General features: G+C 44.8%; 22 protein-coding genes and 1 pseudogene. 11 read left to right on the top strand and 12 right to left on the bottom strand.

Going from position 1 to position 23965, the window contains the following annotated elements:
• Nucleotides 1–1284: pseudogene (locus CHRO_RS07020) on the bottom strand (ShlB/FhaC/HecB family hemolysin secretion/activation protein); the annotation flags it as partial.
• Here CHRO_RS07020 and CHRO_RS07025 point away from each other — a divergent pair.
• Complete coding sequence (locus CHRO_RS07025; protein WP_015153498.1) at nt 1275–2195, top strand: tetratricopeptide repeat protein; 921 nt, start codon at nt 1275–1277, stop codon at nt 2193–2195. The pseudogene CHRO_RS07020 and the gene CHRO_RS07025 overlap by 10 nt on opposite strands.
• Nucleotides 2196–2289: 94 nt before the next feature.
• Here the strand turns inward: CHRO_RS07025 and CHRO_RS07030 are convergent, their stop codons facing one another.
• Together CHRO_RS07030 and CHRO_RS07035 are read right to left on the bottom strand one after the other, a co-directional pair.
• Nucleotides 2290–3459 (bottom strand): serine hydrolase, encoded by a 1170-nt coding sequence (locus tag CHRO_RS07030; RefSeq protein ID WP_219336095.1) that lies wholly within the window; start codon nt 3457–3459, stop codon nt 2290–2292.
• Nucleotides 3460–3727: 268 nt separating this feature from the next.
• Nucleotides 3728–4543, bottom strand: a complete 816-nt coding sequence (locus CHRO_RS07035; RefSeq protein ID WP_219336096.1) for an RNA methyltransferase — start codon at nt 4541–4543, stop codon at nt 3728–3730.
• Nucleotides 4544–4581: 38 nt separating this feature from the next.
• Between CHRO_RS07035 and CHRO_RS30315 the strand changes: the two genes are divergently transcribed.
• The gene (locus CHRO_RS30315) at nt 4582–4731 is read left to right on the top strand and encodes a DUF2256 domain-containing protein (protein WP_015153501.1); all 150 of its coding nucleotides are present in this window, start codon (nt 4582–4584) and stop codon (nt 4729–4731) included.
• A gap of 299 nt (nt 4732–5030) precedes the next feature.
• Here the strand turns inward: CHRO_RS30315 and CHRO_RS07040 are convergent, their stop codons facing one another.
• From CHRO_RS07040 to CHRO_RS07050, 3 genes are all read right to left on the bottom strand, one after another.
• Nucleotides 5031–5432 carry a hypothetical protein gene (locus CHRO_RS07040; RefSeq protein WP_015153503.1) on the bottom strand — a complete coding sequence of 134 codons (402 nt, stop codon included), beginning with the start codon at nt 5430–5432 and terminating at the stop codon, nt 5031–5033.
• 143 nt (nt 5433–5575) lie between these two features.
• Nucleotides 5576–6655: a hypothetical protein gene (locus CHRO_RS07045; protein WP_015153504.1), complete on the bottom strand. Its 1080-nt coding sequence runs from the start codon at nt 6653–6655 to the stop codon at nt 5576–5578.
• Nucleotides 6656–6751: 96 nt separating this feature from the next.
• Nucleotides 6752–7732, bottom strand: coding sequence for a coiled-coil domain-containing protein (locus CHRO_RS07050; protein ID WP_015153505.1), 981 nt, complete (start codon nt 7730–7732; stop codon nt 6752–6754).
• Nucleotides 7733–8081: 349 nt separating this feature from the next.
• Here CHRO_RS07050 and CHRO_RS07055 point away from each other — a divergent pair, with 349 nt between their 5' ends.
• From CHRO_RS07055 to CHRO_RS07075, 6 genes are all read left to right on the top strand, one after another.
• A complete protein-coding gene (locus tag CHRO_RS07055) occupies nt 8082–8834 on the top strand; it encodes a response regulator transcription factor (RefSeq protein ID WP_015153506.1) in 753 nt (250 codons plus the stop codon).
• Nucleotides 8835–9033: 199 nt separating this feature from the next.
• A complete protein-coding gene (locus tag CHRO_RS07060) occupies nt 9034–10326 on the top strand; it encodes a sensor histidine kinase (protein ID WP_015153507.1) in 1293 nt (430 codons plus the stop codon).
• A 147-nt stretch (nt 10327–10473) separates the two neighbouring features.
• On the top strand, nt 10474–11163 hold the full coding sequence (gene phoU, locus CHRO_RS07065; RefSeq protein WP_015153508.1) for a phosphate signaling complex protein PhoU: 690 nt from the start codon (nt 10474–10476) through the stop codon (nt 11161–11163).
• A 310-nt stretch (nt 11164–11473) separates the two neighbouring features.
• Complete coding sequence (locus CHRO_RS31740) at nt 11474–11941, top strand: hypothetical protein (RefSeq protein WP_015153509.1); 468 nt, start codon at nt 11474–11476, stop codon at nt 11939–11941.
• Nucleotides 11942–11986: 45 nt separating this feature from the next.
• Nucleotides 11987–12568 carry a Crp/Fnr family transcriptional regulator gene (locus CHRO_RS07070; RefSeq protein ID WP_015153510.1) on the top strand — a complete coding sequence of 194 codons (582 nt, stop codon included), beginning with the start codon at nt 11987–11989 and terminating at the stop codon, nt 12566–12568.
• Nucleotides 12569–12766: 198 nt separating this feature from the next.
• The gene (locus CHRO_RS07075) at nt 12767–14413 is read left to right on the top strand and encodes an iron uptake porin (protein ID WP_015153511.1); all 1647 of its coding nucleotides are present in this window, start codon (nt 12767–12769) and stop codon (nt 14411–14413) included.
• Between the two features lie 145 nt (nt 14414–14558).
• Here the strand turns inward: CHRO_RS07075 and lptC are convergent, their stop codons facing one another.
• The 5 genes from lptC to CHRO_RS31745 all read right to left on the bottom strand — a co-directional run bounded on the left by lptC (nt 14559) and on the right by CHRO_RS31745 (nt 18812).
• A complete protein-coding gene (gene lptC / locus CHRO_RS07080; protein ID WP_199755393.1) occupies nt 14559–15722 on the bottom strand; it encodes an LPS export ABC transporter periplasmic protein LptC in 1164 nt (387 codons plus the stop codon).
• Nucleotides 15723–15891: 169 nt separating this feature from the next.
• Nucleotides 15892–16533 (bottom strand): LabA-like NYN domain-containing protein, encoded by a 642-nt coding sequence (locus CHRO_RS07085; RefSeq protein ID WP_015153513.1) that lies wholly within the window; start codon nt 16531–16533, stop codon nt 15892–15894.
• A gap of 171 nt (nt 16534–16704) precedes the next feature.
• Nucleotides 16705–18300 carry a methionine--tRNA ligase gene (gene metG, locus CHRO_RS07090; protein WP_015153514.1) on the bottom strand — a complete coding sequence of 532 codons (1596 nt, stop codon included), beginning with the start codon at nt 18298–18300 and terminating at the stop codon, nt 16705–16707.
• A 143-nt stretch (nt 18301–18443) separates the two neighbouring features.
• Nucleotides 18444–18566, bottom strand: coding sequence for a hypothetical protein (locus tag CHRO_RS34250; RefSeq protein ID WP_281168629.1), 123 nt, complete (start codon nt 18564–18566; stop codon nt 18444–18446).
• Between the two features lie 24 nt (nt 18567–18590).
• Nucleotides 18591–18812 carry a hypothetical protein gene (locus tag CHRO_RS31745; RefSeq protein ID WP_181824284.1) on the bottom strand — a complete coding sequence of 74 codons (222 nt, stop codon included), beginning with the start codon at nt 18810–18812 and terminating at the stop codon, nt 18591–18593.
• 23 nt (nt 18813–18835) lie between these two features.
• On the opposite strand from CHRO_RS31745, the gene CHRO_RS07095 reads away from it, so the two are divergent.
• The 3 genes from CHRO_RS07095 to CHRO_RS07105 all read left to right on the top strand — a co-directional run bounded on the left by CHRO_RS07095 (nt 18836) and on the right by CHRO_RS07105 (nt 21992).
• On the top strand, nt 18836–19585 hold the full coding sequence (locus tag CHRO_RS07095; protein WP_015153515.1) for a lysophospholipid acyltransferase family protein: 750 nt from the start codon (nt 18836–18838) through the stop codon (nt 19583–19585).
• Nucleotides 19586–19587: 2 nt separating this feature from the next.
• Nucleotides 19588–20544 (top strand): alpha/beta fold hydrolase, encoded by a 957-nt coding sequence (locus CHRO_RS07100; protein ID WP_015153516.1) that lies wholly within the window; start codon nt 19588–19590, stop codon nt 20542–20544.
• Nucleotides 20545–20702: 158 nt separating this feature from the next.
• A complete protein-coding gene (locus CHRO_RS07105) occupies nt 20703–21992 on the top strand; it encodes a Glu/Leu/Phe/Val family dehydrogenase (RefSeq protein WP_015153517.1) in 1290 nt (429 codons plus the stop codon).
• 129 nt (nt 21993–22121) lie between these two features.
• Here CHRO_RS07105 and CHRO_RS07110 read toward each other — a convergent pair whose 3' ends face one another.
• Entirely contained in the window at nt 22122–23918 is a 1797-nt protein-coding gene (locus CHRO_RS07110; RefSeq protein ID WP_015153518.1) for a metallophosphoesterase family protein, read from the bottom strand.
• Nucleotides 23919–23965 lie beyond the last annotated feature (47 nt).

A 23965-nucleotide genomic window follows, 5' to 3' on the forward strand; every position in this document is an offset into this window, starting at 1 on the left:
TTAAAAAGGACTGTAATTTACCGAGAAATACCAACCATTGTCTTGCCAAGTGCGATTTCGCGAATCAACATCCGTCAGCGGAATACCATAATCCAAACGAGCATTCAAGCGATCGCCCATTTGCCATTGCAATCCCAAACCAACACCCACCAAACTATTAGGATCGGGATCGGGATTGTCAGAACCAGTCCAACCCAAACCAAAATCAACAAAAGGAACAACCTGCAAAACTCCTTCAATATCTTTTGCTCGTAGCACTGGCAATCTCACTTCTGCCGAAGTAAACAAGCCATTATCAGTCAACAACTGGTCTTGTCGATAGCCTCGAACGCTCTGAAAACCACCAATGCCAATTTGTTCTAACGGTACGAGGGTTTCAGAAGCAAATTGCAGGTCGGAACGCAAGACAAACAACATATCTGGTGCTAACTGTCGCACGTACTGCCCTTGTCCTCGCCAAGCGAAAAATCGACTGTCGGGCGGATCGCTGTTAATCGTTGCGTCAAACAACCCCACCCCTAAACTGAACTGAGAACGTAGGGCAAAAACTTGTTGGGGGCTGCGTTGGGTATATTCCTGAAAAAACCGAATTGCAGATACCTTGGTTTCCCCATCCTCATCGGCTCCAGGTGAAATCGGAATCTCTTCCCCACCAATTTTGGTCTGACTCTGCTGGCGAGATAAAGTTAAACCTAATGCTAGCTCTCGCGTTGGCGTTTGAATAATCGGTTGGCGAGAACTCAATTCCAAGTAAAACGAGTCTCCCGTAATATCAATCCGGTCGAAAGGCGGCTCGACAACATTGGTATCGATAAACCCACTCGCTAGGGTAAACGTCCCATTTCGAGGATTAAAGGGTACTGTATAACTCAGGTCGAAAGCATTACTACCCTCAGTGTTGGTGTATTTCAAATTCAAGCCATCTCCAATCCCAAATAAGTTAGCTTGCCTGAAATCGATTCCCCGCCGAAAACTACCCACACTGGGAACGCGACCGTTATCGGCAAATAATTCCGTCCGCAAAGAATCTGCTTCTGTCACCCTAACTTCCAACAAGCTTGTTTCTGGACGCGAACCAGCCGACAATTCCGCTGACAGATTTTGAATCAGGGGGTTGAGCTGCAATAGTTGCAGTGCTTCCAACAGTTTGAATCGGTTCAAAGGTTTAGTAGTTGCGATCGCTAATCGACTGCGAACATACTTGGGATTCAGTCGCCGCGTCCCCGTGACGCGAATGTCTTCCAGTCCACCTTCAACAATCTGCACTTTGACCGTTGCTGCTTTCGAACGACCCAAAAATCCTAGTTAATAAAGGCAAAGTTTTATATAAGCTAGGCGGAGATGCATATAAACGAGCATTAGACATTTATAAAAAAGTCTTAAAAATTAATCCAAATAATGTGGAAGCTTGGAGCGGAAAAGGTTTAGTTCATCTAGGCTTAAATCAATCTCAGCAAGCTTCAGAATCTTTTGAAAAAGTTAAACAACTCAGACCTAACGATCCGAGTATTTGGCAGCAAATAGGTTTGACAGTCGAACAGATGAAAGGAGGGCAATCTGCCAGACTGTATTTTGAAGAAGCGTTGTCATCCTATGACGATCTTCTGGCGAGAAAACCGAGAGATATAATTAGTTGGACTGACAGAGGAACTGTTTTACTAAAATTAAATCGTCCTCAAGAAGCGCTTGATTCTTATCAAAAAGCAATAGATATCGATGTCAATTTCTATGAAGCCTTAATGGGCAAAGGTAATACGCTAGTTTTATTAGGAGAAAACAATTATTTAGATGCGCTAATAGCATACAATCAAGCAAGTAAAATTCGTCCTAAAGATTATCAGGTTTGGTACAATCGTGGGATGCTGCTATCGCAACATTTAAAGCGCCAAGGAGAAGCGATCGAATCTTTTGACCAAGCCATACAACTCAGAGATAACTTTCATCCCGCTTGGCTAGGAAAAGGTATCGCGTTAACAGAAATAGCACGCCATCAGCCAGCCCTCGAAGCCTTTGACCAAGCAATTAAACGGCAACCACAAGATCCTTTTATTTGGGCGAATCGAGGAGATACTTTAACAGAACTAAAAAGATATCGGGAAGCACGGGATTCCTATCAACAAGCGATCGATTTAGGATTTCCCCGTGCAGAATTAGAAACTCAGTTAGCAAATGCTCAAAAACTAGCAGCAGACTGATGAGAATTCGGAATTCGGAATAAATGCTGACGCTACACTACATGAATGGAATTCGGAATTGAAGACACACTAACAACCAACTACCAATTACCGCTCACTTACTAAACTCCTGGTAAGCAGCACGCGAGACCTGCCGGATCAATTCTTTTGCTTGCACGTTATTGTGGGGGCGCTTGACCATAGCAACGGCAACATAGCGTTTACCGCTGAGCAGATCGACTAAACCGACATCCCCTACCATTGAACCAATATCTCCAGTTTTGTGAGCAATTGTCGCCCCTGGTCCCAATCCTTTTGGTAATAGCGTAGCTGTCTGCGTGCGGCGCATAATATTGAGTAGGCGATCGCGCGATTTGACGGAAATTAGATCTCCTTTTTGCACTGCTACCATCAATTGAGCTAAATCTTTAGGACTGGTCGTGTTTGTCCCTTCCAGGTCTGGTAACAAGTTCCGCAATTCTGTTACGGTTAAACCCCAGTTTTTGAACCGCTGATTCAAAGCTGCAATGCCACCCAAACGCTCTATGAGTAAATTAGTTGCCGTGTTATCGCTGACAATAATCATTTGAGTTGCCGTCTCTAAGGCAGTAAACTGACTACCCAACGGCTTGTATTGAAAGCCTCCCGCACCACCACCAACTAATTCTTTTTTTAAAGTTAACTTTTCGTCTAATCGAATCTTGCCCGCGTCTACATCTTGAAAAAAAGCAACCAAGATGGGAAATTTGATCGTACTTGCAGCCGCAAAAGTTGTATCTCCATTCCAATTTAGATAAGTGCCTGTCTCGGTATCGATAAAAAACATGCCAGGAAACAACTGAGTGTTGTTCGCTGCCAATTGTTGCATCAGCGTTTTTAGTGCTGTAATTTCTTGGGTTGGCTGAAGTGGTGCAGCATGGGCAATAGTTTCTCTAGCTTGTAGCTGCGGCATAACTTCCATCGCCGTAATTGGTATTTCTTCAGAGGTGATGCGTGTGGTAGGGTCTAAAGCCGATAGCACCGTACCCGCGATCGCGCTGATGCCAATTCCCAGAATTAACAACCGCAAGGCGTATACAATCAATTTATTTTGACGCTGCGGGTGTTGTCTTTGCTTACTCTGTTTTCTAGTTGGTGTTGGCAGTGTCTCGCCAGTAACTCTTCTGCTACCATTATCTCCAGAAGAAGTCACTGTTTGGCTACGGTTTTTCCTATCGCTGTTTCTAGATTCCCCAGAGACTATACGAGCGTCTTGTGGTGAGAAACGCCCACGTGGATTGCGCATCTTAGCCTGTTCGCGCTGCTGCGAACTACTTAGACCTTTTTTATGCCCAGCGTTTGACCGCTTACCTGAATTTGACGACCCGCTTTCTAATACCATTGACTTACAGAAGACAACAAGGGCGAACTGGACTTGAACAATAACCTAACACTGCTTGCATGAGTTGTAAAAGCAAGTAGTATTGGGTCAAAGTTTATCTCAACCAATTTGTAATGGCGATAAATCTTCAGATGAAATATAGCCTAGAAAAGCACTAATAAGCGATCGCTAATCACCGATCGCTTCCGAATTCCGACTTCCACGCTTCCGAATTCTTCATAGCCCACTCCATCTGAGTTAATATCCCCCGCAACATTGATACTTCAGTATTTTCTAACTGAGTGCGGTTAAATAGTTGACGAAATTTTTCCATGCGGCTAGTAGCAGTATGAGGATAAAGATAGCCAATTTTGAGTAGTAGTGCTTCAAGTTGTTGGTAAAACCCTTCTAAAGCTTCTACAGAGGCGTAGTCAACCGCGATCGCACTCTTGTCATCGTTAACTCCCAATTGGCTGTATTTCGCCAGTTCGTAACAGCAGATCGCCACTGCCTGAGCTAGATTCAATGAAGGATAGGCAGGGTTGGAGGGAATGCGGATAAAGCGCTGAGCGTAGTACATTTCCTCATTACTCAATCCTCGCGACTCGGGACCAAAGATCAAGGCTGTTGCTTGTTCTGAGGTTGAAATTAACCAAGGTAAAGCATCTTGAGGCTGCTCTAATTGGATGTCTAAGGTGCGAGGACGAGCAGTCGTAGCGATCGCCCTCGTACACCCCTGCAAGGCTGCTGGTAGCGTTTCGACAACTTGGGCGGCTTGCAAGAGATCGAATGCATGGACTGCCATTTGTTGTGCTTCCAGCGACAGCGGATCGCACTGGGGATTGACTAACACCAATTGCTGCAAACCCATATTTTTCATCACGCGGGCGATCGCTCCCACATTCAGCGAACCTGCTGGTTCCACCAGCACGATTCTTACCGCTGCCAAGGGGTAGCCGGGGGCTGCAAGCCCATTTTTACTGTAAGAGGGGGAAGTAGACTCATTCACAATTCCGTAAAATTTAGTTACTCTCTCAACAACTGTATATGGCACGCACTCGATCTAAATCTGACCTACCAACAAAAATTTGTCCAGTGTGTCAACGCCCCTTCACCTGGCGCAAAAAATGGGCAGACTGTTGGGATGAGGTGAAATACTGTTCCGAACGCTGTCGCCGTCGCCGTTCTTCAGTGTAGGGATGTTACATGTAACGTCTCTACAAGGCGATCGCGCGATCGAAAATAAAAAACCGCCAGGAGATGGCGGTTGTTGAGCAATCGGAGGGTTTTCAACAGCTTACCGATTCAGATTGTAGAGATTTGTAATGTTGTTTACACCAAATATGATTTCTGCCCTCGATTCACCATCGAGTGTCAATATTTAATAGTTTTTTCATCAACTGGCATGAGACAGTCTGCTATTTTTCCAGAACCAGTAATCTCACCAGTCAAATTCCTTGTAAAGAAAGGATCGAATCCAAAAGCAGCAAGTCAAATTATTCTGTTTGCTTTTCTTTTGGAAACAATTTTCCTGACTGCTCTCCTAGCCAAGGATAACGCCGATGACTATTAATTCGATTTTTTTGTTTGGCGATCGCGATCTGTGCTGTTGCCTGTCGTGCCAACATGTCATACAAGTTCTTCCCATGATGCTTGTTGACTGACTGCGTGGACAGTCGGTGTTCCGGCGTATGGGAGTCAATCCAGTTGCGTTGCGCTTTCGCCTCCTGCTCGACTCTTGCAAGATACTGTTCGTCGCCTAGATCGCTCACATAGTGCATGGCGGCTGTTAGCATATGGTAAGCAGCTTCATAATGATTGCTCGTTAAAGCTTGGTTGCTGAGCGCCATTAAGCTTTCGTAGATCTCGTCAGTTTCTCTAAATTGTCGATCTTGCATTTGTCGTTTCCACTTCCATGCAGGCTAGGCTGGTATGTCCGACTACCTGTAGCCGATCGCGCCGATCTTACTAAAATAATAGCTTGTTGCTTACACTTGTTGCTTACACTTGAGCAATCATCTTGAGCTGTAGAAGAATGCACTTACTTGTTTTTCTGGGCGTTCTTAGCTTGCTCCAAAGCAATTTCTTTAACCGTTTGATAAGAATTTACATTCGCTGCCCCTTCAATAGCTTTCACAGCTAAGTCTTGTACTTGTTTGGAAGTTGCCTCTAATTGTTTAGCAAGGCTTTGAATCCGCGCTTCTTGATTTTGAATAGTTTGTTCTAAAGAGTGGACGCGCTGTTCGTAAAATCGCTTTTGTCCTTCGACTTCTTTAGCATATAAATCCGATTTAATCTTTGCCTGATAGTGAGCGATGCCTTTTCCTTCTTCTGTTGCCTTTTTCAGTGCCGCTTCTTTTTCTTTAGGAAAGACTTCCACTTTAGCTTTTGCTTCTGCAAACTGCTTTTCGCGTTCCGCGATCGCTTTTTCTCTTTCCGTCCATTGTTTCTCTTGGGTTTGCTGAAACTCCTCTAATTCTCGATAAATATTTTTTTGAGTTTGTTCGTATTCTTCTACCGCTAATTTACGCTGCAATTCTAAATTATATTTATACTCCGCAGTCTCTCTTTGACGAGTTTTTGCTTGAGTTTCATTTCGTTCTTTAATCTTGACTTTATATTCTTCTTGCTCTTTATTCCATGCCTTAACTTTTGTTTCTACTTCCTGCTCTAAAGTTTCTCGTCTCTGACTAAACTCCTCGCTAAAAGTTTTTGAATTGTCTTCATAGCTCTTAATCAAGCTATCTAAAGTTGTGTCATCGATCTTTTTTAGACTATGTAGAATTTGTAATTGTTCTGTCTCAGTTGCCACATTACGACGAATCTCTTGTAATTTGGAAGCTTCTGTAGTAAGCTGCTCTGATAATTCGCTGACAGCACTACCAACTCCTAGCTGAATTTTGCCTAAGTTATCAATAATAGAATTCATTCTTTGTTGCACGGTTGCAGATTGATTCATAGCTAGTTTTGGCTCGGATATTGGTTTTGCTTGAACTACGAGAGTTTCCTTAGCTAATTTATCGAGTTGAGATTTCAGAATGGTTTTTTCTTTCGACATTTCCTCATAAGCCGCTAGGATCTCAGCTTTCGTACTCTTTTCACTTAGTTTTCTTACTACCATAAATAATCTCCTTTTCAGTTTTTAGTTATTAGCGAACAGGGAGCAGGGGAAGAAAGAGGGTTCCTGACTTGTCTCCCTTATATTTTCATTCTTCCCCTAACCTCTAGTTCCATTTTGAAAGGCTCTCAATGCTAATTCTTGAGCTTGTTGCTGTGCGGCTTGCATTTGCGCTGTTAAGTTTTCAATTTGCTCTATTTGTCTAGTAATAACTTGCTCTAAAGACTGCACTTGTAATTCGTAACTCTGTTTTGCTGCTTGCCATTCTTTCTCAAATAGATCGGCTTTAACTTTTGCATCCTGGTTGACATCTTTAATCGCTTCTTCTCTAGCTTTTTTAATTGCTTCTTCTAATTCTGTAGGGAAAGCAGCAATTTGTTTTGTATATTCTCCCAGCAATGACTGTTGTTCGGTCAAAACTTTTTCCCGTTCTGCCCAATCTTTTTCTTTAGCTTGCGTTGCTTCTTCTATTTCTCTTTCAAGTGTACGCTTTTTCAGTTGGTAAGTATCAGCGTTAATTTTTTGTGTCTGTGCGAGTCGATATTGATACTCTTCCACTTCTCGCTGTCGTTCTTTAACTAACAATTCATTTTGATATTGTAGGTTTGTTTCAAACTCTACTTGCTCTTGCTGCCCAGTTTTTCGTGTTTGCGTTATTTCTTTTTCTAAGTTTTCCTGCTGAGTTGTTGCGCCTTGCTCAATTAATTTTAATTTTTCTTGATGCTCTTGATTTAAAATGTACAGAATATCAGCAACAATTCTAATTTGTTGTAATTCTTGTAAATTTTGAGTCTCTACTTCGATAGCACGCTTGAGTTCGTCTAACTTAGAAGTTTCTTTAGATAATTTCTCTGATAGTCCGTTAACAATTCCGCCAAACTCTAGTTGCAGTTCGGCTAAGCCTTTCACGATGTTATCTACTGTATAGCTAGCAGCAGTTTGTAGAATTTGTTTATTCTTTTCCTTGTCCGCCTCCTCTTGTTTAGTAGCAATTTTTAATGACATATCCTTTCTATCAGCCAGAATGCGTTGAAATGTTAACAAACGATCTGTACTGTCTTTAGCTACGAATCGATTCATATTGCAACTCCTGCAACTAAATTTAAGAGAGATTTAAGTTAAAACGAATACTCGTGGCTATACCCTAAGATATAGATCCTAAGCTAGCCTTCCTTGAGGCGATCGCAAAGCAGTAAAATTGCTGAAATGACCGTAAAAACTGGCAGATAGCGCTTAGCAATTAGCCCAAAGCTACACACTAACCGCAATCCATCTGTTTATAGTACAAGTGTACTGTAAAAAATATATCTGGGTGAATGCAGACTGTCAAGATCTGGATTTCTCTAAATTTCCAGAAATTTGCAGTTGAAAGGATTTCGGATGTCTTCCGATTAGATAATAATGGTGCAAGAACAGATCGATAAAAACGATGTTTACTCGCGAATTGACCAACAGTTCCCCCAAGGTGGAAATCGGGCACATGAGCCGCATTCTGGTGGTAGAAGACGAAAACCTGATTCGGGAAATGCTCGTAATGGCTTTGGAGGCGGAAGGTTTTGCGATCGCTACTGCTGCTGACGGACGTACAGCTTTGACCTTACTTCAGAGTAGCGAACCTACCTTCGGAGATTTTCCCTTCGATCTGGTGATTTTAGATCTAATGCTGCCTCAGATCAATGGTTTAGATATCTGTCGCTTGCTCCGCCACCAAGGAAATCAAGTACCAATCTTGATTTTGAGCGCCAAAGGCAGCGAAACCGATCGCGTCTTGGGTTTGGAAGTTGGCGCAGACGACTATCTGACAAAGCCTTTTAGTATGCGGGAGTTAGTCGCGCGGTGTCGTGCTTTGTTACGCCGCCAGCGCATAGGCGTATTACCACAAGTCCCGATTCTACAATTTAAAGATGTCACCCTTTATCCGCAAGAGTGCCGCGTAACCGTCAGAGCGCAAGAAGTCAACCTTTCCCCTAAAGAATTCCGCTTGCTAGAACTCTTCATGACTTATCCGCGCCGCGTCTGGTCGCGAGAGCAATTGCTCGACCAAGTCTGGGGAGCAGATTTTGTTGGAGACAGCAAAACTGTAGACGTTCACATTCGTTGGTTGCGGGAAAAACTCGAAAAAGACCCCAGCCACCCAGAATATTTGGTAACGGTGCGCGGGTTTGGCTATCGATTTGGATAGGTTGATGGTTGTTGGTTAACAGTTGACAGTAGGCGCTGACGCTACACTGCGTGAAGACAGTTGACCGCTCTTGCTCCCTCAGCTCCCTCAGCAACCTTGCGCTCCCTCAGCTCCCTCAGCTCTCTTTTCCCTGCTCCCTGCTCCCTAGTAAGAAGGGTTAAAGTGATAGTTAACCCACTTTTGATCCTGAACCTTTCTGATGGTACTGCTGGCGTTTTTGCTGGGACTAGGGATAGGAATTTGCTTGTGGTTGTGGCAGTATACCCAATTACAAGCTAGATTGCGGCGTTTACTGCGAATAGTATCTAATGATAGTGAGATGGCAACTTCCCTGGGAGCTATCCCTCGGTTGCGGCACGAAATTGTTTCGGCGCGACAGCAACGGGAAGAGTTGCAAGCTAAACTGCAAACCTGGGAGCAGTTGATGCAAGTCGCTCCTGTAGGATACTTGCAAGTAGACGAAGAAAATCAGTTGTTGTGGTGCAACCAACAGGCACAGCAATTGCTAGGCTTGCAAAAATGGGAACCAGGACAGGTGCGCTTACTATTGGAGTGGGTGCGTTCCTATGAATTGGATCAGTTAATCGAGCAAACGCGAGAAAGACAGCAGCCGCAGGTTAAAGAGTGGTTGTTTCATCGAACGAGTGCAGATGCAGCAGCGCTGAGTGAATTGAGAGCGCTGACAGTGAACGCAGCCAGCTTACCTCTGCAAAACGGACAGGTGGGCGTATTTTTGGAAAATCGCCAGCCATTGCTCGATTTAGCGCGGACTCGCGATCGCTGGGTTTCCGATTTAGCACACGAACTCAAAACGCCATTGACTTCAATTTTATTGGTGGTAGAAAACTTACAGCAACAACTCGAACCACCATATAAACTTTGGGTCGATCGCCTCTTACCAGAAGTGGAAAGATTGATTAGTTTAGTGCAAAATTGGTTGGAATTAAGCCAACTAGAGTTAGATCCCAGCCGTCAGCTCAAGCGCGAACCAGTGGAATTGCGATCGCTGATTGATTCCGTATGGCACACTATAGAACCTTTAGCACAGCGACAGCAGCTCCGTTTATCCTATTCCGGTGCAGAAACTTTGTGGATCGAGGCAGATAAGTCTCGTCTAACGCAAGTGTTATTAAATTTACTCGATAACAGTATCAAATATAGCCCTTTTCAAAGCACGATTTGGGTTAATGTCGAACTAATTAATTCAGAAACTAAATCTAATTACGTGCAAATAAATATTATTGACTCTGGCTGCGGCTTTCCACCGACCGATTTACCTTACGTATTTGAACGCCTTTATCGTGGGGATCTAGCCAGAGCTAGACAAACAACACCCGACTCAAAGAAAATTTCTCCTTTTACAACTCACGGTAGTGGTTTGGGCTTAGCGATCGTCAAACAAATTGTTTCGGCACATGGTGGCACGGTAAAAGCCATGAACCATCCTGAAACTAAAGGTGCTTGGCTGCAAGTTGAGTTGCCAACTCAATGACAGAGCAGATGCTTATAATAGTAAATGTAGATGCTTATATACAGTGAATATAGTTAGTAATTTACGTCACAATCTGCTTTTCCTGCCAGTGACAGATACAGTTAACAAGATTTATAACTAATAATAAAATCCTACCTTTATACTACGGTGTCAGAATTGCTCAACGTAGATGCTGTTCCTTTCCAACCTCACCAACCTAGCCGCACTCACTTTGAGCGTCGCCTCAAACGTCTAGAGCGAGATATTTTGCGCATGGGAGCTTTGGTAGAAAACTCATTTCGCCTCAGTCATCAAGCATTGTTTGCCCGTAACCTATCAGCAGCAGAGGAACTACCACTGCTCGACAAGCAAATCGATCAATTTTATCGCCACGTTGAGATTGAGTGTGCGGCGCTGCTAACTTTAGAAGCACCAGTAGCAAAGGATTTGCGCTTACTAAGTGCCTTTATGCAGCTGGTGCGAGACCTAGAAAGAATTGGAGATTATGCTGAGGACTTAGGAGAAATTGCGATTAAGCTATTTCCCTATCCCCCTCATCAATGCATCCCTCAGATCGAGATTATGTCTCACCACGCCCAAGCTATGTTAGCGGCTAGCTTGATGGCGCTAGCGGATCTAGATGCACAAGCAGGGTTAGCAGTCAAGCAATTAGACGACGTTGTAGACGACTCATACGAAAATCTTTATCACACTTTAGCAACAGAAAGAGATATCCAAGGAGTTTTAGAACCTTGGTTGTTATTAGCTTTGGTAATTCGCCACTTAGAAAGGATGGCAGATCACGCTACCAACGTCGGTCAGCGAGTCGCTTACATCGTTACCGGACAACGCTCTTAGCAGTGACCAGTAACTAGTGGCGGTGGAACCAGTGGCTGGTGGCTGGTGAATAGATGCTTACTGACTTCCGACTTCTGTACGGGCGGGTGCGCGCAAATAGATAGACAACTGCGACTGTAAATCTTTGGTCAAAACCCGCCCCTACGACTTACAACTGACAATTCACTTTTTAATGAAAACTTACTGACTTCTTAAACTAAGCGTTTTAATATCTAGCTAACAAGTAGTAATAATAAAAGTTTAGTAATAGAGACGTTTAGTCATAAAGCTTAGTGGTGAGATGTTGTAGGTAAGAGCGAGCATGTGACTGATGAAGCTCAAGTGCCAGAATGCCCTAATGTCTTTGCTAGGGAAAGCGAGTGCGGTTGCACTTGAAAATATGGCTTCAGAAGTGCCAAGTTTCACACTGTCGTTTTTCCCATTGTTGTTTTGGCGATGGTTTAGGCAAAGGCAAGCGCGATCGCAAATCTTACCCGATCTACTACCTAATAATATTTTGATTTGTCTCAACGCGATCGCCATTTGGGATCGCACAGTCAGTCTTTGCTATAGCTATAAATCCCCTCTGTCGCATAACACAACAGGGTCAAGCCACAGAAATTTCCTCACTAACTTTAGAAGGATGATAGCAATTCTCGATTGCGTGCGTGACATTTGTAAGGGCGCACGGCTGTGCGCCCCTACAGATCGTCTGTTTTACCCAATTGAAAACCGCTATGAAGCAGTGGAGAGCTATTTTCTCTCCCCCTTGTCTCCCTTGTCTCCGTCTCAATTTTGAATTTTGAATTTTGAATTCTCACTGTCCCCTTTGTCCTCTCGTCTTATGGCAATCTCTACTACAACTCCTAGCCTTGTTCCTCAGTCATCCCAACGACTCTTTGCCCGCCACGACCTGATTCCCTCTCGTCCAAATATTTTATGGCGGATTGAGCGCGGAGCCGTGCGCACTGTTACTTGGAGCGAAAGCGGCACGTTAATTACTCTGGGTTACTGGGGTGCAGGAGATCTAGTCGGTCAACCTTTATCGCGAGTCGTTCCCTACCAAATTGAGTGTTTGACCAGTGTTGAAACAACTATAATTCCATCTGAGTTATGGCATTTGACTGTAGAGGCAATGATGTCTCACGTTTGCCAAACAGAGGAATTGCTGAGCATTATTCACCGCAAACCCGTTTCGCTTAGATTGTGGCAGTTTTTAATCTGGCTAGGTCAAAAATTCGGTCGCGATGTCGATCTGGGAAGATTAATAGACGTTGCTGTTACCCATCAAGAAATAGCCGAAGTTATAAATACGACTAGGGTATCGGTAACGCGGATGTTACAGCAATTCGAGGAAGAAGGGCTGTTAACAAGACACCAACGACGCATTATTCTGCGTTTACCAATAGGAAAGGCAAAAGTCTAATTCCGGTTCTCGTCCGCTTCTAATTTAGTCTACTAGGAGGCGATCGCAGTGAAATTACGGTGAATTTACGATAGTGCATACACGGTTCCAATTTGAGTGAATTGGTGAGAATATTATAGATAGCCAAGAGCGATCAATAGCTGAAATCTCTCTTGAGTTGACAACAGCAACTATGCATTGGTGTGAGTGAGAAGATATATGTCGAAACTTATTTGGAATACTCTCAAACTAAGTCCCCTTTTACTAACAGCAACCCTGTTTGTAGCAACTCGGACTCAAGCTGCTGAACCCCTACCTTTGGAAGAAGTACAGCAAACATCTGTTACCCAGTTATCTGAAGAGAAAGCTCCAGAAACTCTAGCCCAAGTCACGTCCGTTTCTCAGCTGTCTGACGTACAGCCTACCGACTGGGCTTTTCAAGCCTTGCAGTCTTTAGTCGAGCGCTACGGTTGTATTGCTGGTTATCCCGATGGAACATATCGTGGCAACCGCGCCTTGACCCGTTATGAGTTTGCCGCAGGTTTAAACGCTTGTTTAGACCGCGTGAACGAACTGATTGCCACCGCTTCTGCCGATATGGTCAACAAAGAAGACCTGGCAACCTTACAGCGATTGCAGGAAGAATTTTCGGCGGAACTAGCTACCCTGCGCGGTCGCGTTGATGCTCTAGAAGCACGGACGGCAGAACTAGAAGCAAATCAGTTCTCTACCACAACCAAACTGAGTGGGGAAGTGATTGTTGCCGTTTCTGACGTATTCGGTGGTAACGAGCTAGCTGCATCTGGAAGTGGCGAACCTACAGGTGATGACAACGATGTCAACACTGTTTTGGCAGACCGCGCTCGTCTGACTTTTAACACCAGCTTCACCGGAAAAGACGAGTTGAGAACCCGTCTGCAAGCTCGCAACGTTGTACCATTTGGCACGGGTCTGACGGGTACGAATATGACTCGTCTGGGCTTCGATGGCGATGAAGGTAACGACGTTCAAATTGACGATTTCTATTACAAGTTCCCGCTTGGCGAAATTGCGGATATCAAAGTTGACTTTGACAATGGGGAATTCAACGATAACGTCTTCACCTTCAACCCTCTACTAGAAAGCAGCGGTCGCGGTGCTATTTCTCGGTTCGGACGTTTCAACCCCATTTATCGTGCGGGTGATGGTGCTGGTTTAACTATCAACTTAAATCCCAAAGGTGTAATTAGCGCTTCTGCAAGCTATCTAGCTCGGAATGCTAACGATCCGACAAATTCTTTTGGTTTGTTTAATGGTGATTATGCCGCTCTGGGACAGATTGCCTTCCGTCCTAGTGATAACATTGCGATCGGTGCGACCTACGTTCACACCTACGACAACTCCACCGTAAGCGATATTACGGCGACTAACGGTATTAGCGTTTCTGGCGCAACTGGCAGTGTCTTTTCTAACAACCCCTTCAGCGGTGCGTCAACATCCACCAACCAGTACGCCGTACAAGCTAGCTTTAAGTTGGGTGGCTTCACTCTTGGCGGTTGGGGCGGTTATACGGTAGCGCTCAATGAAGACAGCCCTTCACAAACTGCTGATATTTGGAACTGGGCAGCAACCCTGGCTTTACAAGATGTAGGTAAAGAAGGTAGCGTACTTGGTTTAGTCTTCGGTCAGCCACCAAGAACAGCTAAAAATGATTTTGGCGGTCGCCGCGACCAAGATACTTCATATCACTTAGAAGGTCTCTATCGCTTTCCGCTCACCGATAACATTGATGTGACTCCTGGTGTCATTGTCATCTTTAATCCAGAGCATAACGACAACAACGACACGGTTTATGTAGGTACGCTGAGAACGACATTCCGCTTCTAATGCTATATCCCCTTGTCTTGGCAAGGGGATTCCAAATTAGTTCGGATTTATCCACATAAGCTATGTATTTTGAAGTCCGCTGGGAGCGGACTTTTTTTGTTTCCTCTGTAGGGACGCACAGCCATGCGCCTCTATAATTCCTTTGTTACGGTTGCGGTACGAATTGTGTCGAAACCCTACCCCCGCTAACGACAAAATTTTGTGCGTCCAACTTGCCTACGGCTTTTTGTCCTTTAAGAGTCGCTGGCGGCTGAAATTGTTGATAAACAACATTGCCTGTTGCTTCCATTTGCTGAGTTTCAATGTACCAAGTAAGCGCGTCAGATGTAACAGTCTGCTGCTTCTGCCCTACACCTTTGACATTGCCATTCATGTAGGCAACTTGTTTTTCCGTTTCTAGCCTACCGCGATCGCCACTCACAGTGACTTGCTGCTGGCGCTGCACGACGCGCACGGGTTGGTCTGCAATTACAGTTTTCGTGTCAACGTTCCACTTAAGCGAATTGCCATTCACTTGTAGCGGTGGCTCTTGTAAAGAAATTTGAGCATTTTGCGCCAAGGTAGCAATGTTTGTTTTCAGATCGTACTCGCCACGACCTGCCGTCCCTCGGTCGGTAATTTTATGATTTTGGTAGCGATCGAATTTTATCGGGCGATCGCCAATCAACTTTTGAGCGCGAAACTGCCAAGTTAGCTGTTCCGTCTGCATTTGCACGTTTGATTCTTTTGCAGTTGCCTGGACTCCATTCAAGAACTCAACAATTCCCGCTCGACTTCTAACTCTTGCCTCTTGAGCGACTGTTTGCATTTGGGGATGTTCTCCCGTCAGGCGATCGCGCACGATTAATAAATCTTGGTTTGGTTGCCACTCTAGCTCATTGCCGCGCAATACCAAATTGTATGCAGGAGCTTTAGCAACAATTTCACCCTTAAGCAATAACTTTGCTCCATCCTGCTGAATCTCTCCTGTTTTTGCCGTAATATCGTATACGGGTTTGCCGTCTTGAAACAGTTGACCAACAGGGTTTTCTACTTGAGCGGTTTTACGATCTTTACTATACGTTGCTTGCTTCGATTTAACTTTCCAAAACAATTTTCCCTGCTTATCTGACTGCTCTAAGATCACATCATTAAAAGTTAAGTCGCGCTGCACTTGCTGAGGAGGCGAGGAGGGAGCTTGAGCAACTGTTTCTGCTGTCTGAGTTCGCTGCTCGCAGCCAAATAGTAACGTTACAAGTACTACACCTACTAATGGTGCTGCCATGCAGCGAGAAAACATAAAAAATTGCTGAAAGATATTATTTTTCATGCCTCCATCTTGACAAAAAAAGAGGGAGTCGGGAGAGAAAAGAGCTGCGGGAGCGATCGAGAACTGAGGGAGAAAAATCAGTTCTGACTTCTGACTTCTCCCGTGTCTCCCGTGTCCCCCTTGTCCTCTTTTTCCCTGCTCGTGCGCTCGTGCGCTCTCCGCTCCCTAGTTAAGTGTCTGAAGTTTCGATCGTATCTAAACCATCGGGGGATGGTTGCTCGACAAGATCCAGGCTGGAGAGAGGACGATAGGTATAACCGGATCGCGGTGTTTTTTGAATATCTTCTTTGATCGTTTCCAAATCGATATAGCGATCGCTAACATTGATCAAACTATCACTGGTCATCGATCGCAAGCTGACAACCTCAACTCGCGCCCCACGATAGCTGACAGCGTTTACGGCATAAGCCAAATCTCCATCACCGCTGACTAATACTGCTGTATCATATGCACCAACTAAAGCCATCATATCAACGGCGATCTCGACATCTAAGTTAGCTTTTTTAGAACCATCTGGTAGCTGAACTAGATCTTTAGCAATCACGCGGTAGCCATTGCGCCGCATCCATAATAGAAACCCTTGCTGTTTATCATTGGTACGGTCTACGCCTGTATAGAAAAACGAGCGCAACAATCGCGATCCTGCCGTTAGCCGACATAAAAGCTTGGTGTAATCGATTTCAATTCCCAACTGTAACGCTGCATAAAATAAATTTGACCCATCAATAAAGATTGCTACTTTACCTCGATTTTCTAAAACTTGTTCTGGCGTAAAGATCGAACTATTTTCAAAATCTCTATTGCTCAACATGATTGTTATACCTCAAGCTTTTATTAAAAAAAGAAAAATTGTTATTTTTGAAAGTTTTTATTGTCTTGATTCTAGCAAACGCCCCTGCTAACACTAGACTCTATAAAAGAACAGGGTCGATGGCTCAAATCTTTAGTAATTCCTATCGACCCTGTAAGCTTGACTTATTAGTTAAACCTTTTGAGCCAATTCTATGCGTTGAAACACTGGTCTAGGCTCCCCCAATTGTTGTATATCGCTCAGTATCCCCCAATTTGAGTGACTACTGAATGGAGTGGTAATGAAAGTTTGAGCTTTGTGATTAAAATCAATCGCAAATCCTAATTGCTGATAAATTTCGGTGCAAGTATGTGGGATAATTGGGGCTAGTAAATAGGCTGCTAATCTCACTGATTCCAACACAGCATACAATACTTCCTCCACTTCTGTCTGTCGCTTTTGTTTGTAGAGACTCCACGGGGCTTTCTCATCAATGAATTTATTACTTGCTCTGACGAGATCGAGAATCGCTTCACAAGCGCGGTCGAATGCTAGGACTTCGTAGTATTGTTTCACTTCCTGTCCTAAAGAGGTAGCGATCGCCTTCAGAGGATGCTCGGCAGCTACTTCTCCTACACTCGGTACTTTGCCAGCGCAGTACTTGCGCACCATGCTCAGGGTGCGATTTAACAAGTTACCTAAGTTATCTGCTAAATCTGCGTTGACTGTATTGATGAATCGAGTTTCGCTAAAGTCTCCATCTTTACCAAACTCGATCGTCTTGAGGAAGTAATAGCGCACGGCATCGGAACCATATTGCTTAACCAAAGCTACGGGATCGATTGTATTTCCCATCGTTTTTCCCATTTTCTGCCCGTCTTTGGTTAAAAAGCCGTGTCCGAAAACTCGCCCTGGTAACGGCAAACCAGCAGACATCAACATCGCGGGCCAATAGACAGCATGGAAGCGGAGAATATCTTTACCGATAATGTGTATGTTAATGGGCCACCATTGAGCTAAAGCATTTTCCAAAGTTGCTTCGCTGTCAGGATCGAGCAGCGCCGTCACGTATCCTAACAATGCATCAAACCAGACATAGAGCGTCTGTTCTGGCGCGACGGGAACGGGAAAACCCCAATCTACATTCACTCGCGAAATCGAAAAATCCTGTAAGCCTTGACTGACAAAGTTCAGCACTTCGTTGCGACGGCTGACTGGCTGGATGAAATCGGGATATTTTTGATAATGTGCTTCTAGTTGTTCTTGGTAGCGCGACAAGCGAAAAAAGTAATTTTGTTCGTCTCGCCACTCTACTTGTTTATTTGGGTGCAGCGGGCAGTAATTCCCCTCTAATAATTCTCGTTCCTCTTTAAATTCTTCACAGGAAACGCAATACCATCCTTGCTGGCGATCGGAGTAAATATCTCCTGCATCCCAAACTCGCCCAAAAAATTCTTTGACAATGGCTTCATGTTGAGTTGCTGTCGTCCGACTAAAGCGGTCGTATTGAATGTTCAACAGCTCCCACAAAGAGACAAAGCTAGATGAAATTCGATCGCAATACTCTTGAGGCGATCGCCCGTGACTTTCTGCTGCTCGTTGAATTTTCTGCCCGTGTTCGTCTGTGCCTGTAATCATGAGTACGGATTTACCCAACAATCGCTCAAACCGAGCTAGCGCATCTGCTGCCATCGTTGGATAAGCACTGCCGATATGAGGTAAGTCGTTGACGTAATATAGTGGCGTTGTAACAGCGAATGTGTCTTTGCTGCGATCGGCAAAATTCATGAATCTTAAGCAGAGGATTTAAAAACTCCCTCTATCATATATCAGCCTTGGTAGTTATATATTTTCATTACTTTTAATGCAACTACATAATTACTTGAGTTATGACTCTTGCGATCGCGATCGAATAATTAAACTCTATAAAATTAGCTCAATTTCTGATAGAAACTGTATAAGTGGAGAGTGGTGTAGGGAATTGGTAGTTGGTAATGGGTAATGGGTAATTGGTAATTGCTCCCTTGTCCCCCTTGTCTCCCTTGTCCCCTCAACTTCCTCAGCTCCCGATCGCTCCCTCAGCTCTCTTCTCTCCCTTGTCCCCCTGGTCTTCCTTGTCCCCTCAACTTCCTCAGCTCCCTGGGCTCTCTTCTCTCCCTTGTCCCCCTTGTCCCCTCACTCCTCGCTCCTCGCTCCTCACTCCTATTCCCAAAGATATGCGATCGGGTTCGCAAAGAAATGTAAAAATAGATTAAGTACAGCAGCAACTCGTTCGAGCGATCGCCGGCTGCCGATCTCATAAAAGAACTATACAAAGTAGTGCATGAGTGGAAACAGCCCCCTGCAAATTTCTGATTGGTTTCTGGCTTCGATGGGAACCAAACAGTTTCTCTATTACGAAGACCGTATTCCTCGCGATAGTGCCGTTTTGATCGTGAGCAATCATCGTAGCTTTATGGATGCACCACTGTTGATGAAGGCAGTGGAACGTCCAATCCGCTTTGCTTGCCATCATTACATGGGACAAGTACCAGTCATGCGCGAGATTGTCACGGGTCAATTAGGGTGTTTTCCTTTGGAAACTCCCCAATATCGCCAACAAAGCTTTTTTAATCAAGCAATTGAATTATTGCAACGTCGGCAAGCCGTGGGAGTCTTTCCCGAAGGGACAAAGCCAATGGTGCAATTTAGTCAACCTTACCAGATGCAAAAGTTTCAGCGCGGATTTGCTCACTTAGCGATTCGGGCAGCTGCGGGTGGAGAGATTCATAAACCAGTCAAGGACTTGGCAGTTTTACCAGTGGCGATCGCCTCTTTAGAAGAAGTTAACACCTCCGCCGTACCGCTGCGGCTGCTGAGCGTATTTGACCCCTCAGAACCTTTATTCGATCGCGCTGGCTGGCATCCTTTAGTTATTTATCGCCGCGTTGTCCTTCTCGTCGGTCATCCCTTGTGGATTACACCCCAGCAGGTGAGACAATATCAGGGCAAACAAGCAAAAGCTGTTGTCTCAGAATTGACCGAGCGCTGCGAGACAGAAATCGAGACGCTGTTACGTCAAGGATGTTACTAGTTATGAATGATAAAGGAGCAGAGGAGCAATTCAAAATTCAAAATTCAAAATTCAAAATTCAAAATTCAAAATTCCCCGACTCCCGACTTCCTAGTACGGGCGCGCAGCAGTGCGCCCCTACCGATTCCCGATTTTCTACAACAACACCAATAGTCTCCAATCGTCCCTGTTTCCTCAGTCCGAAAAAACTTCAGCCGGAGTATCCGCTATTCGTATTTTTACCAGGTATGGATGGAACGGGGCAGTTATTGCGATCGCAAACTGAAGGTTTAGAAGTTGCTTTTGACGTGCGTTGTTTGATGATTCCACCAGATGATATGACAAGTTGGGATGTGTTGAGCGCACAAGTGATTCAACTGATTCACAAAGAACTTGCTAAAAATCCTCAAAGAGAAGTTTACTTGTGCGGCGAGTCATTCGGTGGCTGTCTAGCAATGAAAGTAGCAGTCAAAGCACCAGAGTTATTTAGCCGCATTATTTTGGTCAATCCTGCTTCTTCCGTACAACTTCGTCCTTTCTTAGCGTGGGGTTCGCAATTTGCAAATTTAGTGCCGTCTTGTTTCTACCAATTTGGGGCAGTGGGATTGTTACCGTTTCTTGCCTCCTTGGGGAGAGTAACTAAAAGCGATCGTCGCGAAATGCTTAAAGTCATTCGTTCAGTACCCCCAGAAACAGTTCTCTGGCGAATTGCTTTAATCAAGAACTTCGATGTAGACAAAACACAGTTACGACAACTAACACAACCAGTACTACTAATTGCCAGCGCTCAAGATCGTCTTTTACCTTCAATTGCAGAAGCCGAACGATTGCTCGGAATTTTACCAAATTCCCGTTTAGTTGTCCTACCCTACAGCGGACACGCCTGCTTGCTCGAATCAGAGACAAATCTTTATGACATCATGCGATCGCAGCATTTTTTAGATGCAAATACGGCAAAAATGGCTGCTGGTAGGTCCTAAGTCGGAAATTGTTTAAATCTCCGCTGCTCCCTGCTCCCTGATGAAAATGTAACGAATTTTACAGAAATTTAGTGTGTTTCGATCGTGGAAGGATAGGCTAGAGATCGAGAGATAATCCGATCGCAATCGGGCGATCGCAATCAAATAGAGGAAAAAATATGGTTTCTACATCCCCACTGCCGCTAGAAACTCCCTCTCCGGCTCATATTTGCCCCTACGACCAAGCTTGTAGTTATCTAGAACAGGCAGCAAAAGAATTAAGGTTAGACCAAAACCTACTCGTGATGCTGAGTCACCCGCGCAAAGTTATCACCGTATCAATTCCAGTTAAACTCGATAGCGGCGAAGTGCGAGTGTTAGCGGGGCATCGCGTACAGCATTGTGATATTTTAGGACCTTATAAAGGTGGAACTCGTTACCATCCGGCTGTAACCCTGCGAGAAGTTTCAGCATTGGCAATGTTGATGACATGGAAATGCGCTTTGCTGGGTATTCCCTACGGTGGGGCAAAAGGCGGAATTGCGATCGATCCTAGTCGCTATAGTGTGGGAGAACTAGAACGCATTACCAGACGTTATACGAGCGAACTGATCAAGGATATTGGACCATCTGTAGATATTCCCGCCCCAGACATGGGGACTTCCGCACGGGAAATGGCGTGGATGATGGATACGTATTCTGTCAACGTCGGTCACGCCGTACCGGGAATCGTGACCGGAAAGCCGATTTCGGTGGGTGGATCGCGGGGTCGGGAAATGGCAACGGGACGGGGTACGATGATTGCCGTGCGAGAGGCACTTGCCGAACGGGGTAAGTCTTTGGCGGGATCGCGGATTGCGATTCAAGGTTTTGGGAATGTTGGCGGTGCGGCGGCTTTGTTACTCCATCAAGCAGGAGCAAAAGTCATTGCTGTGTCTACTGGTGCTGGGGGAGTGTACGCCGAAAATGGTTTAGATGTTCCCGCACTTAAGAGTTTTGCGGCTCAAAATCACCGTAGTTTGAAGGGTTTTCCCAACGCCATGCCAATTAGTAATGCTCAGTTGCTAACTTTACCCTGCGACGTGCTGATTCCTGCTGCATTAGAAAATCAGATTACTGAGGATAATGCTAACCAAATTCAAGCCGCGATTGTAGCAGAAGCAGCGAATGGACCGACAACCCTAGAAGCAGACCGCATCTTAGAAGCACGAGGGATAACAGTATTACCCGATATTCTGGCGAATGCTGGCGGAGTTGTAGTGAGTTATTTGGAATGGGTGCAGGGGCTGTCTTATGTATTTTGGGATGAAGAGCGCGTCAACCGAGAATTAGAACACTTGATGGTGCAAGCATATCAGCAAGTGTCTCAAAAATCTAGGCAGCGGGAAATATCCTTGCGAGGGGCTGCGTATATGTTGGGTGTCGGTCGTGTTGCTCAAGCATTATCTGACCGAGGGTTGTATCCTTAATTGTTTATATAGCCTTTTTCAATTCGATGAAATACAAGATCTGTAGGGGTGCACAGCTGTGCGCCCCTACGAATGTATCGTATCATAACGAGAATCGCTATATATGTAGAGATGTTTCATGAAACGTCTCTACAAAGCAAATTCATCAAACTTAACTACATCTGAACCCGGGGATCGCGTGTCAAATCGATAGCTACTAATCGTACCTGTTGCCGTATTGAAAATACTAAAAACTGTAATATCGTTGCTGGCAATATAAGGCTGTGGCTTATCGTCTTCACCTCGTAAAGGGGCAATGGTTGGTACTATAGGTTCTAATCCATTCGGATTGCCTAGCGCAACATAATCCTTATTATTGCCAGGTGGGACTTTTCGCCTTTTATTTCCCACAGCCGCACCGTAAGTATTGCCAACATTCGATGTTTCTAAAAAGTGCGTGCCATTATTACTAATAAAACGATTCCACAGGTGAGAATGCCCGTAAAAAACTAATTGCACCCCAGCCGTCTCTAACAAAGGTACGACATCGCGAATGATGTAATCTGCTGCTCTAGGATATTCGTATCGCACTGCTTCGAGGCTACCATCTGTAGCGCGATCGCGAATTTGTACCGGATCGGTATAAGCAGGAACGATATTATCTCCTAAAGAATGGGGCGGATGGTGGAACATAACAATTTTGTATTTCGCTTGTTGAAACTCCTGGCTTTTGAGTTCCGCTTCCAACCAGTTATATTGCGGACTACCCTGAGCAATTTCACCAAAAATGACTTGTCCATAGCCCCACGTTTCAGGGCGATCTAAATCTTGTTGGCGTTCTTGGTACTTTCCTCTTACATCTGGCGTGAGATTGTAAGACCGCCACATATTTGTCACGTACAGCACTACCAACCGTACATCACCAAAGGTAATGGCGTAGTATGTCTTTCCGCCTGGACTCGTTTCGGGAAGCGTGAAAATTTCTTCGTAGGTATTCGTATTAAAGGAACGATCCTTCAACCATTGTTCTGTTTGAGTTTCTGTTTGTTCGGGATAAAGTTTTTTAGCAATCGCACGCGGGATAGAATTCTCGAATTCTTCCCCTAAACTATCGCCACTACCATATCTACCCATTACCTCATGATTGCCGATCGCGGGAAATATTGGCGCATATTGAGCGATCGCCCCACCGCGATACACTGTTTTAGCAATCTCGTATTTTGCCCTTCCTTGCAAGCAGGGAAAAAACGCGCCACCACGATTATCGTCAAACCATTCTGAAGCGCGATCGGGAATATTAATTAAATCTCCAGCAAAGAAAACCCCGTCTACTCTCCCTACCGTCTCTACTACTTTTTGCAAGTTTGCTGCTGTCATCGGTTTGAGTTGATGATCCGAGGTGAGTAAAATTTTGAGTGGCGTTCCAGATTCAGGCAGGGAAGCAAGGGTATATTCACCGCTACTGAATGTCGTGCCATCTTCACGCACGCTAGACACGCGATAGGGGACGCGCACCCCAGCACTTAATCCCGTCACTTTTGCTTCGTGTCGCCAGATATCTCGCAGTTTGATGTTTTGGTATTGTCCGGTTTCAGCTTGTGCGCCGACATGGGACTCTCGATCTTCTCGCGTGCGGCTGAGTTTAACTGTAGAGGCGATCGCAGTTTGTTTCAGTCCTGCACCATAAGTAACTGCGTGCTGACTACCTGCAAATTCTGTAAACCACACTACTTGTACAGAGTTGGCTGTTGGTAGTTGTAAAAATGGCTCTGTCAGTAACTGAGGTGGTGCAGGCATCATTGGCTCTCTGTTGAACACTCCTAGCAGCGTCAGCATCAAGATTAGCAAAAAACCAATAATGGCGAAGATGGCAAAACGAAGCGCTTTCGGCAGCGCATTCCACCCGACTCTCGACTCTTCTAGCCTTGACCGAGTAGAAAACATCATTTCTTTATAGTATAGTGGTGCATCTTCATCATTTCTTGATGACAGCA

The organism is Chroococcidiopsis thermalis PCC 7203 (genome assembly GCF_000317125.1).
Taxonomy (GTDB): domain Bacteria; phylum Cyanobacteriota; class Cyanobacteriia; order Cyanobacteriales; family Chroococcidiopsidaceae; genus Chroococcidiopsis; species Chroococcidiopsis thermalis.

Coding starts and splice junctions, on each gene's coding strand:
- CHRO_RS07030 (WP_219336095.1), bottom strand. CDS start 3,459: ATGCGCAATCCACGTGGGCGTTTCTCACCACAAGACGCTCGTATAGTC.
- CHRO_RS30315 (WP_015153501.1), top strand. CDS start 4,582: ATGGCACGCACTCGATCTAAATCTGACCTACCAACAAAAATTTGTCCA.
- CHRO_RS07040 (WP_015153503.1), bottom strand. CDS start 5,432: ATGCAAGATCGACAATTTAGAGAAACTGACGAGATCTACGAAAGCTTA.
- CHRO_RS07045 (WP_015153504.1), bottom strand. CDS start 6,655: ATGGTAGTAAGAAAACTAAGTGAAAAGAGTACGAAAGCTGAGATCCTA.
- CHRO_RS07050 (WP_015153505.1), bottom strand. CDS start 7,732: ATGAATCGATTCGTAGCTAAAGACAGTACAGATCGTTTGTTAACATTT.
- CHRO_RS07055 (WP_015153506.1), top strand. CDS start 8,082: ATGTTTACTCGCGAATTGACCAACAGTTCCCCCAAGGTGGAAATCGGG.
- CHRO_RS07060 (WP_015153507.1), top strand. CDS start 9,034: ATGGTACTGCTGGCGTTTTTGCTGGGACTAGGGATAGGAATTTGCTTG.
- CHRO_RS31740 (WP_015153509.1), top strand. CDS start 11,474: ATGAAGCTCAAGTGCCAGAATGCCCTAATGTCTTTGCTAGGGAAAGCG.
- CHRO_RS07070 (WP_015153510.1), top strand. CDS start 11,987: ATGGCAATCTCTACTACAACTCCTAGCCTTGTTCCTCAGTCATCCCAA.
- CHRO_RS07075 (WP_015153511.1), top strand. CDS start 12,767: ATGTCGAAACTTATTTGGAATACTCTCAAACTAAGTCCCCTTTTACTA.
- lptC (WP_199755393.1), bottom strand. CDS start 15,722: ATGAAAAATAATATCTTTCAGCAATTTTTTATGTTTTCTCGCTGCATG.
- CHRO_RS07085 (WP_015153513.1), bottom strand. CDS start 16,533: ATGTTGAGCAATAGAGATTTTGAAAATAGTTCGATCTTTACGCCAGAA.
- metG (WP_015153514.1), bottom strand. CDS start 18,300: ATGAATTTTGCCGATCGCAGCAAAGACACATTCGCTGTTACAACGCCA.
- CHRO_RS31745 (WP_181824284.1), bottom strand. CDS start 18,812: ATGAGATCGGCAGCCGGCGATCGCTCGAACGAGTTGCTGCTGTACTTA.
- CHRO_RS07095 (WP_015153515.1), top strand. CDS start 18,836: ATGAGTGGAAACAGCCCCCTGCAAATTTCTGATTGGTTTCTGGCTTCG.
- CHRO_RS07100 (WP_015153516.1), top strand. CDS start 19,588: ATGAATGATAAAGGAGCAGAGGAGCAATTCAAAATTCAAAATTCAAAA.
- CHRO_RS07105 (WP_015153517.1), top strand. CDS start 20,703: ATGGTTTCTACATCCCCACTGCCGCTAGAAACTCCCTCTCCGGCTCAT.
- CHRO_RS07110 (WP_015153518.1), bottom strand. CDS start 23,918: ATGATGTTTTCTACTCGGTCAAGGCTAGAAGAGTCGAGAGTCGGGTGG.